13 protein-coding genes are annotated in these 18,635 nt (G+C 35.1%); 12 read left to right on the top strand and 1 reads right to left on the bottom strand.

All coding sequences use genetic code 11. The features are described 5' to 3' along the window. Positions 1 to 39: 39 nt before the first annotated feature. On the bottom strand, positions 40 to 1,365 hold the full coding sequence (locus FL972_RS09860) for a right-handed parallel beta-helix repeat-containing protein (protein ID WP_144605233.1): 1,326 nt from the start codon (positions 1,363 to 1,365) through the stop codon (positions 40 to 42). Here FL972_RS09860 and FL972_RS09855 point away from each other — a divergent pair. The 12 genes from FL972_RS09855 (at position 1,364) to FL972_RS09800 (ending at position 18,625) form a co-directional block, all read left to right on the top strand. Further along, positions 1,364 to 3,082 carry a capsule assembly Wzi family protein gene (locus tag FL972_RS09855; protein WP_144605232.1) on the top strand — a complete coding sequence of 573 codons (1,719 nt, stop codon included), beginning with the start codon at positions 1,364 to 1,366 and terminating at the stop codon, positions 3,080 to 3,082. The genes FL972_RS09860 and FL972_RS09855 overlap by 2 nt on opposite strands. Before the next feature lie 169 nt (positions 3,083 to 3,251). Then, positions 3,252 to 4,556 (top strand): nucleotide sugar dehydrogenase, encoded by a 1,305-nt coding sequence (locus FL972_RS09850; protein WP_144605231.1) that lies wholly within the window; start codon positions 3,252 to 3,254, stop codon positions 4,554 to 4,556. Between the two features lie 134 nt (positions 4,557 to 4,690). Further along, positions 4,691 to 5,434, top strand: coding sequence for a polysaccharide biosynthesis/export family protein (locus FL972_RS09845; protein ID WP_091654519.1), 744 nt, complete (start codon positions 4,691 to 4,693; stop codon positions 5,432 to 5,434). Between the two features lie 5 nt (positions 5,435 to 5,439). Further along, a complete protein-coding gene (locus FL972_RS09840) occupies positions 5,440 to 7,827 on the top strand; it encodes a GumC family protein (RefSeq protein ID WP_144605230.1) in 2,388 nt (795 codons plus the stop codon). A gap of 158 nt (positions 7,828 to 7,985) precedes the next feature. Continuing rightward, positions 7,986 to 9,788, top strand: a complete 1,803-nt coding sequence (locus FL972_RS09835; protein ID WP_144605229.1) for an ABC transporter ATP-binding protein — start codon at positions 7,986 to 7,988, stop codon at positions 9,786 to 9,788. Then, on the top strand, positions 9,788 to 10,876 hold the full coding sequence (locus tag FL972_RS09830; RefSeq protein WP_144605228.1) for a glycosyltransferase family 4 protein: 1,089 nt from the start codon (positions 9,788 to 9,790) through the stop codon (positions 10,874 to 10,876). The genes FL972_RS09835 and FL972_RS09830 overlap by 1 nt, the downstream gene beginning before the upstream one ends. Before the next feature lie 2 nt (positions 10,877 to 10,878). Then, positions 10,879 to 12,759, top strand: coding sequence for an asparagine synthase (glutamine-hydrolyzing) (asnB, locus tag FL972_RS09825; protein ID WP_144605227.1), 1,881 nt, complete (start codon positions 10,879 to 10,881; stop codon positions 12,757 to 12,759). Positions 12,760 to 12,915: 156 nt separating this feature from the next. Then, positions 12,916 to 14,292 carry a glycosyltransferase family protein gene (locus FL972_RS09820; RefSeq protein ID WP_144605226.1) on the top strand — a complete coding sequence of 459 codons (1,377 nt, stop codon included), beginning with the start codon at positions 12,916 to 12,918 and terminating at the stop codon, positions 14,290 to 14,292. A gap of 1 nt (position 14,293) precedes the next feature. Continuing rightward, positions 14,294 to 15,433, top strand: a complete 1,140-nt coding sequence (locus FL972_RS09815) for a glycosyltransferase family 4 protein (RefSeq protein ID WP_144605225.1) — start codon at positions 14,294 to 14,296, stop codon at positions 15,431 to 15,433. Positions 15,434 to 15,447: 14 nt separating this feature from the next. After that, entirely contained in the window at positions 15,448 to 16,587 is a 1,140-nt protein-coding gene (locus FL972_RS09810; RefSeq protein WP_250161331.1) for a glycosyltransferase family 4 protein, read from the top strand. After that, a complete protein-coding gene (locus tag FL972_RS09805) occupies positions 16,584 to 17,684 on the top strand; it encodes a glycosyltransferase (RefSeq protein ID WP_144605224.1) in 1,101 nt (366 codons plus the stop codon). Before FL972_RS09810 ends, FL972_RS09805 begins: the two co-directional genes overlap by 4 nt. After that, complete coding sequence (locus tag FL972_RS09800; protein WP_144605223.1) at positions 17,681 to 18,625, top strand: glycosyltransferase; 945 nt, start codon at positions 17,681 to 17,683, stop codon at positions 18,623 to 18,625. Before FL972_RS09805 ends, FL972_RS09800 begins: the two co-directional genes overlap by 4 nt. Positions 18,626 to 18,635: the final 10 nt, after the last annotated feature.

Genomic DNA, 18,635 nt, shown 5'->3' with positions numbered 1-18,635 from the left:
CTAAATTTTTTTAAGAAAAGAGGATTAGAAGAATTCAAATTATTGAATGATATCAATTCCTGACTTGGATTGATGCTTTATTTTAATGTTTTTAGCCTTTTTATCCTCTGAATTAATCAGGTCAACAGAATAATTATAGAGTCCGAATATTTGGGTAGTTTTCAATTGGTTATCCAAACACAAGTTTCCCCTAAACCGACTATCTGAGACGTATTCTTTAATGGCAATAGCTCCTCGAGTGGAGAGAGTTACTCCCCTTTGATTGCCATTGATAGCGGAGTTATTCAGAACTCGAGCATTCTTCATTTGCCTGAATAGAAAACCATGAAGTCCACTATTTCTAGCAATGTTCTTTTGAAATAATAAATTTTCTGAGACCTCAGGGTATGGATGTGATGCAGTTTCAATCCCAAACCCATTACCACATCCTACGGCTTGATTATTGATCAATTTAGTATTGGATTGAGGAACATGAATCCTAAAGCCATAATTACTACAATTTTCAGCGATGCAATTTTCTATCAAAGCTCCTTGTTTGTAGGCGATTGCAAATCCACTTCCAAAACCTGTATCAGGCGAATCACCTCCTAATGCTCTGCAGTCTATGACTTTTAGATTATTTACTATTAAGTAATACCCATTATCCTCAAACCAATACTCTGCATAATTTTTAAGTAGGGTTATATTTTCACCTTCTGCATAGAACCCTGTTCCAGACTGAGAGCTTTTAGAGTTTTTCACCAATATGCCAGAACCTATTGCCAAAATTCCCCTTGGTCTTCCTGCATTATCTTTTGAGGTAAATCCTTGGGCTCGGAAAACGCTCACATTTTCAATGCTGTTTTCAGTGTTTTGTTCTTTAGAACCATAGAATGCAACACCATGCCAGGTATTTTCTGTGGTTACATCCTTAATATTTGATTTGGTGCAATTACGAAGGCAGATACCTCCTTTGGCAGAAAGCTGACCTTTTTCAAAATTGCCATTAATGCTGATTTTCTCCACAGAAATTCCCTTATTTTTCACTGAAGGATTGGTTGTAATTAGTGCTTGGATTTTTGGGTCTGTCCAGTTTTTGGAGTCTTTTTTTCTAAAAAATAGAGTTTCACTTTCTGAAACTCCTTTTAGATGAATGAAAGATTGAAGGATAATGGCATTTTCTAAAAGAAACTTACCTGATGGAATTAAAATTGTACCTCCTCCAGCTGATGAGAGACTGTCAATAATATCATTAAGAGTAGAGCTCACATCTGAATTTCCGGTGGCATCCAATCCTAAGTTTCTTGCGTCAACAATTCTTTGACTGAAGAGATGAGAGGTGAAAAAGATGTTGATTAAAAAAAGAAGAGTAAAGATTTTTTTCATGTGTAGTATAGAAATGAAATTTATTAAAAATACTTATTTAAATCTGAACCTACTTATTAAGGGCTTAGGCTTATTCTACTTCTTCTGTTTTTTTGGGATTGAAGGGTATTCTCAAACCATAGTTGCCTCAAATCCAGTATTTGAAGAATACTTTAGAAGGAGTCAACTCTTAGAAGAAAATGCGCATAATTTCTCTATGAACCTGCGACCAGTAGATCTAGGCAGAAAGCAGTTTCTGGAAGTATGGAAAGGGGGAAATACTAGTTTTTCCAATACTGAATCAAGAAAGTCTCAAAATTATTTTTCCTTACTTCCTTTACGTCAATCTATATCATTTAATTCTAATCGGACTTACGGTTGGGGAAACGGTCCATTGCTTCCTAACGTGGGCATTTCAACCTATACCAGTACTGGTCTCTCGGCCAAGTGGTTTATTTTTAGACTTCAGCTTGCACCAGAGTTCGTTTACTTGCAGAATAGGGCTTTTCAAGGATATTCTGGAGATTTTTCTGATGCGGTTAACAGAGCACGTTTTTTTTACTGGAGCTTTGGAGATTATCCTGAAAGATTTGGTGACCAACCCATTAGCTTTCTTTGGTGGGGACAGTCTAAGTTTACGATTCAATTGGGTTTTTTAGAAACGGGGATCTCCACAGAAAATATTTTTTGGGGACCGGGACAATTCTCTTCTTTGACATTTAGCAATAATGCCAGAAGTTTTCCTCACCTTACATTGAGAAGTAGAAGGCCAGCTAAAACATTTTTGGGTGAGTTCGAAGGAGAGTTATTAGTAGGTAGACTGGAGGATTCCGGTTATTTCCCATCCCAATTGCCAAATTTAAATCAAAGGTATTTTAATCGATTTACGGGAGATTATAAATATTTGAATGCTCTATTGATTAGTTATCAACCCAAATGGTTGAAAGGAATTTCAATAGGTTTTGCCAGAACTCATCAACAGTATTCAAGACAGATGGGCAATAGTTTTATGGACTATATGCCTGTAATTGAGCCATTTCAAAAGACGGTTTATGGGTTTGATAGAGACAGTGAAGGAAGAGATCAACAAGTTACTTTTTTCGGGAGATTTAAGTCTTTCAAGGCTTCTGCAGAGATGTATTTTGAGTATGGACGCAGGGACCACGCTTTCAACTGGCGAGAAGCCATTTTAAATCCAGAACATGCAAGAGCCTTTTTATTAGGTTTCCAAAAGCTTTTTCCGATTCAAGGAACAGAGGAATTTATTTCCCTAAGATCTGAAATCCTTCATCAGCAAGAGTCAATAAATAGAACAATAAGGTATGCTGGATTTGGTGGAGGGTATACTTGGCATACTCACGGGCAGGCTAGGGGTTTTTCTAACTATGGTGAGGCTCTTGGAACCGGTCCTGGGGTAGGTTCCAATGTACAATCTTTTGAGATAGCTAAAGTTAAAGGTTTAAGTAAGAAGGGGGTTCTTTTAGAAAGACTGGTCAATCATCAGGATTTTTATAGCAGAGCATTTAGGACAAGCCCAGAAGTAAGACCATGGATAGATTACAGTGTTGCATTACTATGGGATCAACAGTGGAATAACTTAACCTTTAGCGGGAAAGCTCAATTGATTAACGCGTACAATTACCAATGGAAAAGCGGGGAGAGTAGCAGAAGAGATTTCCCTGAAAGTTCTAACCAAATAGGTGCTTTTCTTCAATTTCATTTTCAATACCAATTCTAAAACGAATAAAGTGCTGAAAAATCTTCAAATATTTTTATCTAATAACAATGTGAGTAATTTTGGTACTCATTTTAGAAGAGTATTTCCTCTCCTGTAAAAAAAATAATGCTAAGTCTTTGTGACTGAGAGGGCGAAGCTATATACAACCATTTGAATAAATTCTTTTTCGATGATAAAATCTATTAATGATTCCAAAATAGCCATTATAGGGCTAGGGTATGTGGGGCTACCACTTGCTGTTGAATTTGCAAAAAAATTCCCGGTTATTGGTTTTGATATTGATAATCAGCGGATTAATTCACTTAATTCTGGAGTTGATTCTACCTTGGAAGTTGAGGATAATCTTTTAAAATCAGTTTTACTCAGCAATAATCCTCTAAACGGAGAAACAGGACTTTTTAATACTTCAGATAGCAGTTCTCTTTCTGATTGCAATATTTATATAGTTACTGTTCCAACTCCTACAGACAGGCATAATCGTCCGGTTCTCACTCCTATGCTAAAAGCATCTGAAAATATCGGAAAGTATCTTAAAAAAGGCGATGTGGTAGTTTATGAATCAACCGTTTATCCAGGCGTAACTGAGGACGAGTGTGTTCCTGTTTTAGAGTCTATTTCTGGTTTAAAGTTCAACCAAGACTTTTATGCGGGTTATTCTCCTGAAAGAATTAACCCCGGGGATAAAGAACATACTGTCTCGAAAATTTTGAAAGTTACATCCGGAAGTACACCGGAAGTAGCTGAGTATGTAGACCAGCTTTATAAACAAGTAATTACAGCAGGCACTCACAAAGCTTCATCTATTAAAGTAGCTGAGGCAGCTAAAGTGATTGAAAACTCCCAGAGAGATATCAATATTGCTTTTGTAAATGAACTCTCGAAAATATTTAATTTACTGGGAATTGATACTCAGGAAGTTCTTGAAGCAGCGGGCACAAAATGGAATTTTCTCAAATTTAAACCGGGATTAGTTGGGGGACATTGTATTGGAGTCGATCCTTTTTATCTTGCACAGAAAGCGCAGGAAGTCGGCTATCATCCAGAAATCATTTTGGCAGGTAGGAGATTGAATGACAGTATGGGCAAGCATGTAGCAACGGAAGTAATTAAGCTTATGATGAGAAAGGATTTAAAAGTCATCGATTCAAAGGTTTTAATTCTCGGATTTACTTTCAAAGAAAATTGTCCTGATGTAAGAAACACCAGAGTTATTGATATTTATAAAGAATTGCGTTCCTTTGATATGGAAGTGGACGTTTATGATCCCTGGGCAGATCCCTTAGAAGTGAAACATGAATACGATGTGGACATTTTATCTGGAGAAAATGCTCCCGATTTTCATAAATATTCGGCCTTGATTTTAGCAGTCTCTCATGATCAGTTTAAACAATTGAATATCAAAAGATCACCCAACCAAGTTGTTTTTGATGTTAAAGGAGTTTTGCAAAAAGATCATGTGGACGGAAGGTTGTAGTATTCGAATAACTTCTATAATTTTCAAAGTAAATCTTTAAACACAAAATGAGCTTTAAAAGAAATCAACTGTTTTTTTCGCTTTTATTACTTTTCCTCCTAGGGTCTTGTATTTCAAATAAGCGAATCATTTACATGCAAGATCTTGGAAAGGATTCCGAAGCCCACATGTCTTCTGATGAAAGGATGGGGTATAAATTTGAAGAATACTTGCTTCAATCCTTTGATATAGTAGAAATCAATATAAAGACAACGAGTCCTGAGTTGAATGAATTACTTTCTGTTGTCAATATTGATAATAACGCGGGCGCTGCCATGATGGGCGGGGGCGGAGGCCAAGGAGGAGATGTTTTTTTTATGAATGGATATACACTTGATGAGAATGGAAAGGTGGAGTTGCCTTTGATCGGAGAGGTAGAATTGGTGGGAAAAACAACAGCAGAAGCTAAATCAATCATAGAAGATAAAGTCCGAAAATATGTTAATGAGGACGAATTTTTTGTACGAGTTCGGTTAGGAGGTATTCGTTTTAGTGCTTTGGGAGAATTTAATTCATCCGGGAAAATGACGATTCTTCAAAATAGGGTTACTATTTTTGAAGCTATAGCTGCAGCTGGTGACTTGACGATACTTGCCAAAAGAAATAACCTGGTTTTGCTCAGACAGTATCCCGATGGTTCTCAAATTCACAGGATAAATTTGAATGATAAAAATCTTTTGAGTTCTGAATTCTATTTTATTAGACCTAATGATGTTTTATATGCAGAGCCTCTTAAAGTTAGAGAGGTTGGAACTGCAACTAATTTTATTCAGACTTTGACTCTTGTGACTTCAATGATCACTGCATTTGCCCTAATTACAACATTTGTTAGAAACTAATAATCATGAATGAATTCGAAGATCTAGATTTTTCTGAAAAGCCAGATAAATCCATTGATTTCAAGTCAATTCTTCCTAAAATTTTAAGAATATGGCCTTGGATTATTTTATCGGTAGCAATTTCATTAGCGATTGGTTTCTATCTAACAAAAACTACAGTTCCCCTATTTAGTGTATCAAGTAAGTTTTTTATCAAAGAAAAAGAGTCCGCTTTTGCACTTTTTGAAAAGCCAAGCATTACTGAGGTAGGAAATGTAGGGCTTCAAAATGAGATCATTATATTAAAATCCAGACCAATCGCTGAGGCTACATTGAAAACGCTGGACTTTGATGTAGAATACTTTACCAAAGGAACATTTATATATAACAGACTTTATAAAAATACTCCAATACTTGTTCAGGTAGATTGGTTAGCCCCACAGGTTACTAATGGACTTTTAAAGATCTCATGGGAGAATAATGAATCATTTACGGTGTCTTTCGAAGATGATTATTATACTAAATATCTACCTGACGGGACTTCCATTACCTTAAATAACATTCCAAAGCCAGAAAGTTTCAAATTCGGTGATTGGGTTGAAACCATAAATTTCAGACTAAAAATATCAAAAGTTGACCCTGAGAAATCCGGAGAAATCTATGTCAAAGTTAGAGATATCAACTCACTGGTTAATCAATTTTCAAATTCGTTAAGAGTTTCCCCAGTTGAACGTGGCGCTTCAATAATGAATTTAAGTATAAATACTACCAACGTTGCAGTTGGGGAAGTATACTTGAACTCATTAATGGACACTTATTTAACGAATGAGCTGGAAGAAAAGAATGAAGTTTATTCCAATACAATTAAGTTTATTGACGATCAAGTTTCAGGCATTGAAGATTCGTTAAGATTTTTTGAACGTCAATTAGAAAGCTTCAGATCTCAAAATCGGTTTTTTGATTTAAGTGCAGAAGGGTCTGCAGTTTTTAGTCAATTATCAGAGCTTGGGACACAACTGAACGAAGAGAAATTCAAAAGGACTTATTATCAGAGTCTGAAGGATTATCTAGTAAGAGAGAATTATAGAGACTTAGTGGTGCCTTCCGGAATAGGAATAGATGATCCGATTTTGAATGCTCAAATTGAAAACCTCTTATCTCTTCAGGTGGATAAGTCTAGACTACTTGCAACTCAGACAGAAATTTCGCCGGCTGTGAAAGAAGTTAATCGAAAAATAGCCGACTTGAATGAAACGATTCGTGAAGTTCTGACAAATGTTGATGATAATGCAAGAAGGCTTATTGCGGATCTAGAAAGAAGAATTTCTGAGACTGAAAAATCTTTCAGAAACCTTCCTCAGACAGAGCAAAACCTAATCAGGATTGAGAGACAATTTAAATTATACGAAAACCTCTACACCTTTTTGATGGAGCGGAGGTCCGAGTCAGCGATAACCAAAGCTTCTAATAAAGCCGCAAATAAGATTATAGAAAGGGCATCAGGAGGTTATCAACTATCTCCAAGGCCAGTTAGAAATTATTTAGGCTTTGCTCTAGCTGGTGTTTTTATACCAATTTTTATACTTGTACTTAGAGAGTTTTTTAGGACGAAAATAGAAGATGCTAAATACTTGGAGACTCATTTGAAGACTTCCTTGGTAGCAACCATACTACATAATAAATCAGATGACAATCTTGTCGTATTTAAACAGGGTAAATCCGGTATAGCAGAAGGGTTTAGATCATTAAGGGCGAATTTGAGATTTCTTCAGCCAAATGAAGAGAAAATAGCGCTCATGTTGACATCAACCATTTCAGGAGAGGGGAAAACTTTTTGTGCAATCAACCTCGCATCGGTTTATTCCCTTACAGGAAAAAAGACCATCCTTGTAGGATGTGATATGAGAAAACCGAAAATTTTTGATGACTTTAGTTTAAGCAATGACAAAGGTCTTTCTACATTTTTGAGTGGTCAAGAGAAAGACTGGAAAAAGGTGATTAAGCCTACGGAGTTTGAAAATTTGGATATCCTGGTTTCTGGTCCAACTCCTCCTAATCCAGCTGAACTTTTGTTTACTGAGCGATTTGATGTATTAATGAATGAGTTAAAGGCACATTATGATGTTGTCATTCTTGATACTCCACCTATTGGTCTGGTGAGTGAGACATTGGATCTATTAAATTATGTGGATTTCACTCTATTCTTATTTAGACAGAATTACAGCCAAAGATCCTTTGTTGATGCTCTGAATGGCTTAAAATCCAGCAAAGGATTAAAGAATATCTATGCCGTATTCAATGGGGTTGAGTCAAGTAATGTAACGTATGGCTATGGGTATACTTATGGTTATGGCTATGGATATTACGATGACGATAAAAAGGGCAAAAAGAAGCTCAAGAAAAAAAATAATTAAGGTTAAATAGGGGAGAAACATTGTTTCTCTCCTAATTATTTTTTTGTCTACCACTCACTGTGCACTACAAGTTTCATTTTACCAGCAATTAATAATCATATCTGGAATTTCTCACAAATAAGTAAATAAGAGCCGTTTTAGATTGATTCAAACTTTATATGTTGAATAAATTAATTCAAAAATACTTTAGACACTTTTCATTCTTTTATTCTTTTTTAGGATATAGGATATTCTTCCTTCTTTTTTTAAGTCTATTGGTCGGATTATTGGATGGATTTGGTCTTGCTTTATTTATTCCAATATTTCAGATAGCTGCTGACAGTTCAGACCTAACGTCTACAAATCCAGAAACAATGGGGGAACTTCAATTCCTGCTTAACTGGATTCAAAACCTGGGTTTTGAACTAAATCTGAATGTAGTAATTACCTTCATGGTGTTCCTTTTTCTGTTGAAAGCAATCATGAGGTTTATTGACGGCTATTTCAAAATCAAACTCCAAAATCAATTTGTCAAAAAACTCAGATATCAACTGGTTAATGGACTAAGTGATTTAGACTACAAGGAGTTTCTTAATTTTGACTCTGGAAAAATCCAAAATACTTTATCATCGGAAGGAATTAAATTAACCTACGGCTTTTTGGCATATTTTAATTCTTTGCAGCATGCTATACTTTTGTTGGTTTATATTGGCTTGGCAATGCTTTCCAACTTCCAATTCGCCATTTTGGTGAGTATAGGTGGATATTTATCTAATCTTGTCTTTAAGTTTTTATTTACAAATACTGAAAAAGCTTCAATTGGTCTTTCAAAGCTTGGTAACTCATTCCAGTCATTTTTAGTACAGGCTGTTTCTAACTTTAAATATTTAAAGGCAACAGATTACTTTTCTTCTTATCGACTTAAACTCATGGAGGTAATAGATAAGATTGAAAATAATCAAAAGAAAATTGGCATTTATTCTGCCATTATGTCTAGTACCAGAGAGCCGATTATTTTGGCAGTAGTGGTGCTAATTATTTTGATTCAGGTGAATGTTCTGGGAGGTAAGATGTCATCAATTCTATTAAGTTTAATGTTTTTGTATCGAGCATTAAACTATATAGTTACTCTTCAAGGAAGTTGGCAAGGATTTATTTCAAATATTGGTGGTTTACTGGCTTCAGTTGAGCTAATCGATGAATTTAAAAAAGGGAAGGAGAAAATTGATAGGACACATCCAGTGGAAAAAGTAACAACTTTGGAATTAGCAGATTTATCCTTCGCCTACCCATCAGGATTCAAAGTTCTGGATAAAATCAATATTTCCTTAGATCCATTGAAGACTTATGCATTTGTAGGAGAAAGTGGGAGTGGGAAAACAACTCTGGTAAACCTGGTCATTGGTTTGTTAAGTCCAAGTGAGGGGCATATCATAGTGAATGGTATGGAGAGAAATAAAGTAGATATCTCTACTTATCGCAGAAAATTTGGGTACATCACTCAGGAATCTGTAATTTTCAACGATACTCTTTTCAATAACATTACCCTTTGGTCTGAGAAGACACCTGAGAATATTAAACTGTTTCAAAACGCTATTAAACTTGCCAACCTTCAAGAGTTTCTTGAAGATCTTCCAGAGAAGGAAGAAACGTTCTTAGGAGATAATGGAATATTGATAAGCGGTGGACAAAAACAGAGGGTCTCTATTGCAAGAGAATTATATAAAAATGTAGATGTTTTAATTTTCGATGAGGCGACATCTGCATTAGACTCAGAGACAGAAAGAGCAATTCAAGCAAATATTGATAATTTGATGGGAAAATTCACCATCATTATCATAGCTCACCGACTAAGCACTATTAAAAAGGCGGATTGCATCTATTTAATGGAAAAAGGAAAAATCAAGGATTCAGGCTCTTTCCAAACATTACTCGGAAAGAGTTTGAAGTTTAAAAAAATGGTTGAACTCCAAGAGTTTTGATGAGAAAAATTAAAAAAATTCTTGTTTCAAATATTGAAGTTCCATCAGACTTAATTGGAAGTTGGGTTAATAGAATTAGCTTTTTGATTGAAAATGACCCTGACTTTTTTGATTATATCTTATCTCCCTCTAAAATATTAGGAGAAAAGAGTCTGCACTGCTCAAAAAAAAAATGGATATCCTATCACCCTCAATTATATAAATGGCAATTAAAAAACTGGGTTGCACAGGATTATCTTAAAGCTATTGAGAAAACTCTAAAAAGTTCTAATGATTTTTTGAAAGTTGTGGTAATGGATGACTTAGTTCTTTGTGAAGCTATTGCCCTTCTGAAAGAAAAATACCCTGATAGAATTGAATTAATATATTCCTACCACGGTCACTATTTAAATCTTCCGGAAAATTTTGGTCATTCAATTGATAAAATTTTTTTTCTGACTAATCTTGGTTATTTGGAGTCTTTGTCAAAAAATAAAATTTTTAGTCCTGAAGTTTTTATTGTCGGAAACGGAGTTCGTTCTGACAAGTTCTTTCCGCTAGACAAGAAAGATAAACTTAAGGCAAGGAGAGAAATGGGGTTTTCTGAAGATGATGAAATAATCGTTTGGATGGCTAATTCAAGACCAGCCAAAGGAATACATCTTTTTAAAAAAATAATTCCGCTTTTACTGGCTGAAGATCCCAATCTCAAATTTTTTATCATTGGTAACAAAACTGAACTGAATATTGAGTCAGATAAAGTACTTCAATTAGGTAGACTCAGTCATGATTTGCTCCCAAAGTATCTTCAAATATCAGATTATTATTTCTTCACTTCGCTTTGGAAAGAGGGATTTGGGCTTTCATTAGTTGAGGCCATTAAAAGCGGGCTATTTGTAATTTCGTCGGCCAATGGAGGTATTCCTGAGGTAATCAAGGATTGTGATCAAGTTGCCCTTATCTCAGAACCCAATAAGACCGAAAATTGGGTAAAGAAGTTTTTGGAAATGAGGTCACGAAAAAAGTTGGACTTTGATCAAACTCACCTTGCTGGTTTTCATTCTTATGAAGATTGGGAGTATAAATTTAAAAAGGCAATCGTAGAATAAAGATGTGTGGGATAGCTGCAATATTTTCTCCTAAAGGGAATTTAAACAAAAATGATTTTGCCAGGATGGATGCATCCTTACCACTGCAAGCTCATAGAGGTCCTGATTCCCATGGTGTTTTTTCAAATGATTTCATTTCCTTAGGCCATAATAGACTATCAATTATTGATCTTTCGGATTCAGCTAATCAGCCTTTCAGTAGAGTTGATCTGGGTTTAAAAATTATTTTTAACGGCGAGATCTATAACTATCAGGAAATAAAGAAAGATCTATTACGGAAAGGTCACAAATTTTATACAGACTCTGATACAGAAGTAATTCTCGTAGCTTTTCAAGAATATGGCGAAAATTTTTTAGAAAGGCTTGTAGGGATGTTTGCTTTTGTGATTTACAAAGAACAAGACAACTCAATATTTGCTGCTAGAGATAGATTCGGAGAAAAACCTATATTCTATATTTTCGAAGATGGGGTTTTATACCTTGCCTCCGAATTGAGAACATTGATATCTCTTTACCCGAAAGAGTGTCAGATTAATCAGGAAGCGGTAGTAGATTTAATAGAAAATCTTTATATATCCGATTCACATACCATCTACAAAGAGGTAAAGAAATTTCCAAAGGGGTCGTATTTAAGTTTTTCAGAAAAGCCCAATTTTTCTACTTATTATTCTCTCCCCTCAGATCTAGTTCAACCCATTCCATTTGAGCAATTAAAAAGGCTTACAAAAGAGAAGTTATATGAAATTATCGCGCGGGAGCTTCATGCAGATGTACCAGTAGCCTCTTTTTTAAGTGCTGGAATTGATTCTTCCCTAATTACGGCCATTGCAAATGATATCAAACCTGGTATTCAGGCCATAACTATGAGCACCCACGATGCTCAAATGGATGAATCATCGGCAGCAAGGAAATTTGCCAAGCTACTCAATATTAATCATGAAATAGTACCTGTGGATGTAGATTCATTGCAACATCTCTCCTATATACTCAAGGATATAGAACCATTAGCAGATGCTTCTTTGATACCATCCTATATGGTGACAGATCAAATAAAATCCAGGTTTAAAGTGATGCTTTCTGGAGATGGAGGAGATGAATTATTTGGCTCATACAATAGAACTAATGTATATGACAGTCTAAAATTCAAAGGTATCCCTGGAGGTAAAAAAATTGTTAAGAGTATTTTGAATAATACCTCTCCTTGGGTCGAGAAGCATTTAGGAATTAGACTAGATGACAGGACAAGGATAAAATTGGGTGGTTGGAACGGCTATTATCAAAAGAATAATTTAAATAACTCCTTGATAGAAAAGGTTTTTAATAATCAGACTAACAAAGGTTTGGCTTTTAAAAAATTTTTGGAGATTGAAGAAAAGTTAGGGGCAGACCACCAAAAAATCAGCTTTCATTTCGATTATGAAACTAGACTTCCAGGAGCATTTTTGCAGAAAATTGACTCTGCCTCTATGCACAGTAGTGTAGAAGTCCGAGCTCCTTTTCTGGATCATACCTTGGTGGATTTCATTATGAAAATCCCAAACTCTTCATTAATGCCAAATAAGATCGATAAGGAACTGACAAAATCTATCTTAGTTGATTTTACTAAAAAACCCATGCAGGGTCCTAAAAAAGGATTTTCAATTCCATACTCAAAATTCATGCAAGGAGAATGGGGAGATGTCTTACTCGATTATATCAATGAAGGAAAATCAACTTCACTTTTAGATATAAATCAAGCGGGTGTGAAAGAATTAATCTTTCAACATCAAAGTAATCCAAGTCCAACCTTAGCTAGAGTCCTTTTTGCATTATTGGTTTTGGAAATTTGGATAAGGGTTTTTCACCTTAATGTGTATAAGGTAAATTCAGTATATACCCAATAGACATTTTTCTTTTTTGCTTCTTGTAATAGCCTTTAAAAGCAAACTGTATGACTCTCATAAATTTTTAAAAGACCCAGGAAATTCAGTTTCAATACCTGTTTCAGCATAATCAATGTACTTTTTCAAGTTGAACCATTTAATCAATAAATTAAATAAATGAAATTTTGCTTTTTAATACCGGACGGTGTAGGAATAAGAAATTATCTATACAGTGATATCATTAAGGATCTTACTTCCCGGAGTAACGAAGTAATTATTTGGCATAGTTTAGGAAAACCTCAAATCTCTCAGGTTAAGGAAATTGTAGGTTTGGACTTTTTGGACTATGATTTTATTCACAGGCCTGAACTCCCTATTGTAAAGTTTATTCGAGAGACCACTACATATGCTAGGTTAAAGCAAAATGTAAAATTGAAGGAAAACCCAACTATTTTGGATAATTGGATGCCAAGAAAAATTGGATGGAAGAATAAACTGTTTTATAAATTGGTTGAGAAATCGGCGTTATTTTTAAATAATTACCATGAGATTCATTCTTTTGAAAAAATTGGATTCTTGCAAGTAAGAAAGAGTCAAGCATATAAAGAATCCTTGCAATTTTTACGAAAAACTAAGCCAGATGTCCTATTCTGCACCCATCAAAGAGTACCCTCAATTACTCCTGCAGTATTGGCTGCGCAGGATCTTCAAATAAAAACTTTTACAGCAGTCTTTTCTTGGGATAATCTACCTAAAGCTAGGCTTGCATTTCGAACAGACAGATACCTGGTTTGGTCGGATTATATGAAAGATGAATTGTTGACTTATTATCCGGAAATAGATGAGAATCAAATTGATGTTACCAGTACTACACAATTTGATTTTTACAGAAAAGAGGAATTGATTGATAAGAGGGGTGATTTTGCCGAAAAATATGGTTTGGATCAGGATAAGAAATGGATTTGCTTTTCAGGGTCTGACAGTATTTCTTCTCCAAATGATCATGAATATTTAGAAGATGTGGCGGAAGCTCTCAAGAATCAAAACAATGTCCAGCTGATTTTTAGAGAAGTTCCAGTAGAGTCCATTGATAGGTTTAAGGAGGTTTTGTCAAAATTCCCGGAAATAAAAAATATCTCCCCAGAGTGGGTAAAAAGCTCACAGTGGGGCAGTTTTTTTCCTTTACCGAGTGATATCAAACTTTTAGTAAATCTGGCATATCATTGTGATGTCGTTATCAATTTAGGGTCTACAATGGCTCTTGATTTTGCTGTCTTTGGAAGCACGGCATTTTATTTGGCCTATGATCAACCTCATGAAAGGAAAAGGTTTGTGAAAGATGTTTACGGGTTTGAACATTTTAAAACGATGAATGGACTGGATGCAGTAGGTTGGATAAGGTCAAAAGATGCTATTCTGCCTTCAATTCATAAAGCCCTTTCAAGTCAAGGGGAGGTAGGCCCTGATAAGATGAAATGGTTTGAAAGAGTAGTACAGCCCAATAAGACGGAGACCTCATCTCAAAGAATTGTAAAAGCTTTAATAAAAAATTAGAATGCATCTTGTTTTCTTAACGAATGAATATCCATTGGAAGGAGTAATTCATGGTGGAGTAGGTACTTTTTTGAAATTACTTTGCCCAGAACTTGCCAGAAGAGGGCATAAAGTTACCGTCTTGGGCTTGTCTTCAATTTCCGAAAAACAAGTGGTAAATTCAGAAGGAGTAAACGTAATTACTATTCCCGCCTCCTCTCAATTAAAACCAAAAGCAATTTTTAATTTTCGAAGATTAAATAAGGAGTTGGATAAAATTCATCTTAACCATAAAATTGACGTGGTTGAAGGGCCAGAGATGTCTTTTTCTTTTATAAAAAAGATTCCTGGAGTAAAATATTTGATTCGAATGAATGGAGGACACCATTTTTTTTCCGAAGCAGAAAAGAGAAAAGTTAATTTATGGAAAGCTTTTATGGAAAAGCGTTCATTCTCAAATGCGGATGCTGTATGCGGTGTAAGCAGGTATGTGATGGATCATACAAAGAAATATATTGACTTCTCTTCCAAAGAGGGCCCTGTAATTTTTAATCCAGCTAATCTTGAAAATTTTTTCAAAGCAGATGAATCCAAAGTGGTTCCCGGAAGACTTTTTTTTGCAGGGACTATTTGTGAGAAAAAAGGAATTAGACAATTGATTCAAGCTTTTCATATTGTTCATGAAAAATTCCCACATACTGAATTATTTATGGCAGGACGGGATTGGTTTTATCCCGATGGAACTTCCTACACAGAAAAGATTAAAGAGATTGTATCCAAAGATCTTTTTGAGTCAGTTCATTTCTTAGGTCCATTACCCAATTCTTCAATTCCTCAATGGATTGAGTCAAGTGAAATTTGCGTTTACCCTTCCCACATGGAGGCAATGCCTCTAGCTTGGATAGAAGTTATGAGTATGGGGAAGCCATTTGTAGCCACCAAAATAGGCCCAGCCTTTGAACTTGTAGATGATGGGATATCAGGGCTTTTAGCGGACCCATTGAACGCCAACGAACTTGCAGAGAAAATTCTTCAAATACTGGAAAATCAGGAATTGAAAGAGAGTTTGGGAAGAAATGCCAGAGAAAAAGTGCTGCGAGAATTCACACTGGATGCCATTGCTGATCAAAGTGTAGATTATTATCAGCAATTGATTTCTTGAACTCTAAAACCCCCTTGAAGTCCCCCACACACTTTTTGATCATCACTCATGTAGCCCATGTTAGATTTCAGGGGAAATATTGGGGATATGGGCCCTATGTTAAGGAAATGAATTTATGGGCAAGAAATGTAGCTTCAGTTACTTTATTGGCACCTCTTAGTAGTAAAAAAGCACCAGATCCTATAGACTTACCTTATGAATGTTCAACTTTGAGATTTGTACAAGTCGAAAGCTTCGAATTAACTAGTTTAAGATCTTCCTTAACAGCGCTTTTTTTCTTACCGTCTATTTTTTTTAAAACTTGGAAAGAAATAAAAAAATCAGATCATGTTCACCTCAGATGTCCTGGAAATATGGGCTTGATTGGTGCACTCATTCAGGTTTTGTTTCCCTCAAAACATAAAACCGCCAAATATGCGTCTAATTGGGATCCCGCCAGTCAACAACCTTTCACGTACCGATTACAAAAAAAGATTTTAGCCAGCCAAGCACTTTCTAAAAACATGAGAGTCCTCACCTATGGAGATTGGGATTCCTCAAATCAAAATTTAGTACCCTTTTTCACTGCCTCTTATTCAGAAAAGGATAAAAAAGCTGTAAAACCCAGACAACTTTCTTTAGATCAAAAAATCCGGCTCATATATGTTGGGGGGTTACAAAAGGCTAAAAATCCTTTGTTAAGTATTCGAGTTTGCCAAAAATTACTGGAAAATCATGTAGAAGCAGAGTTAAATCTTTATGGACAAGGTCCTGAGATGGAAAAGCTTTTAGATTTTGTTGAAAAAAATAATTTAAGCAATAACGTCATTCTTCATGGAAATGTGAATAGTGAAGAATTGATGAAGGCCTATCAAAATTCTCATTTTTTAATTTTTGTTTCTGAAAGTGAAGGATGGCCTAAAGTAGTTGCAGAGTCAATGTTTTGGGCTTGTCTTCCTATAACTTCTCCAGTTTCTTGTGTGCCTGGGATGTTGGGAGATGAATCAAGAGGAGACCTTGTTTTAAATTCGGAAGATATGATTTTTGATATCATCTGTAGATATGTGGAGGAGCCCGAAAAGTATTATCAAAAGGCTCAATCCGCTAGAGATTGGTCGCAAAAATATACTTTAGAAAGATTCGAGCATGAAATTCAAAACCTCTTAAAAAATTGAGGATTATTCAATTAATTGATACCCTTGAAATGGGAGGAGCTGAAAGAATGGCAGTGAATATTTCTAATGCCTTGCATCAGGATGGAAATGAGGTTTTGGTCATTGTTTCAAGAAAAAAAGGCCCACTTTCTAAATTTTTACTTGAAAGAATTCCTTTCATAAGTTTAGATAAAACCCGATTTTTTGATTTCAGAGCTTTTTATCAATTATACAGAGTAACTAAGGATTTCAACCCTGTATTTATCCATGCTCACGGAACATCTATTTATTGGGCCATAATACTTTCTTGGTTTTTTCCTTCGACTAAACTGATCTGGCATGATCACTTAGGAGTAAATGAAGAGGTGATTCAAAATAATCCAAGAAAAGAGCTCAAAGTTTTAAAAAAGTGGATTGATGGAATAATTGCTGTGAATCCAGCGATAAAAGAATGGTGGATTTCATTTTTGAATTTTAATCCCGAAAAAATTAAATATATCAGGAATTTTCCCTTTTTAATCTTCAGTCTTTCATCAAAATCAGGGAAATCATTGGATATAGTTCATGTGGCGAATTTCCGTCAGGAAAAAGGACATCTAACTCTTCTTGATTCTTGTAAAATGCTTAAATCTCAGCAGGTGGAATTCAAGTTGAGGTTAATTGGTCAAGTTTTGGAATCAGAGGTTTACGAAAAAGTTTTAGAAAGTATCAAAATAAATAATCTTGAAGATGAGGTTGAAGTAGTTGGGCCAGTAGATAATATTGCTTCTGAACTTGAAAAAGCTACTATTGGTTTGGTTTGTTCTGATCGAGAAGGCTTACCTGTATCGCTTTTGGAATATGGTTTGGCGAACCTACAGGTACTTTCCACAAGAGTGGGTAATTGCCCAGAAGTCCTGAATAATGGAGAATTCGGCTATTTGGTGGAGCCTGCTAGTCCAGACCAACTTGCATCAATGTTGATTTACATGAGGGATCATCAAGTTGAAGCCAAAGAAAAGGCCAATAAATTTCATAATCATATAAGCTCAAATTATGGAGCGAAACAATTTTTAAAAGAATACTACAGTTTTTTGAAAGTAGTAAATCCGCATACTTTAATCCCTGCTTCCTTTTGAAAGTAATTATTCATAACATTTCGAATTATTATTCCTCCTATTACTTGCATGGGCTTATTAAAGTCCATGAGCCTCATTTTTCTGCGTCTAAAGAATTTTCAAGCTTTAATAATAGGGGGTATATAGTTTTTGAAATCAACGGGAAATTAGGTGTCATTGATAATCATGATCCAATCGGGGTTAATGAGGAGTTGTATGAAAAATCTGATTTTTATTTTGTTACAAACAAAGTCAAGGGTAATCCATCCTATGAAAGAGAAAAAGTATTTCCATTGTTTCCTCATTATCCTATAGATGTAAGATCTTCTTATCTTAAATTATTTGGTCTCCATCCTTTTTTAAAGTTGAGGCCCATTGATTTTGTTAAAGAATTGTATGCTCAAAGTTTGAGACCATTATACAATTCAGAGCAGTTTCAATATCATGGCTCCAATTATGTCTTTTTTTCAGGTTCAATTTGGAAAAAGGAACCCTTCGCTAATCAGTTAAGAGCGACATTCATTCAAGCTTGTAAAGATCATCCTATGATTAATTTCGAGGGTGGGTTTGTGGAAAGAAAAGATGGGCAGCATGGAGGTTATGATCACTTATTGAATACAAAGAAATACAAGCCAAGGGAGTTTGCTTCCCTTTCCAGACAGTCAAGAATTATTTTTAATAACCCAGCTGTATTGGGTGCAGTGAGTTGGCGATTAGCTGAAAGTCAAAATTTAGGTTCTTTTGTTCTTTCTTTCCCTTTTGATATTCATCTACCAAAATATCCCCTTCACGGTGAGGAGATTCATATGATCAACTCGTTGGAAGAAATTTCAGAATCCATTGATTACATCATGAAGAATGATTCTTACCATCAAAAGATTTCTAAAGGTGGAAAGTTGTTTTTTGATAAATATTGCACTCCAGAGAAACAAATCAATTTTGTTCTAAATTATTTTCAATAAGCTGCGAATA

It is taken from the genome of Algoriphagus algorifonticola, assembly GCF_007655305.1.
Classification (GTDB): Bacteria; Bacteroidota; Bacteroidia; order Cytophagales; family Cyclobacteriaceae; genus Algoriphagus; species Algoriphagus algorifonticola.
This window is presented reverse-complemented; position numbering and strand designations above follow the sequence as displayed.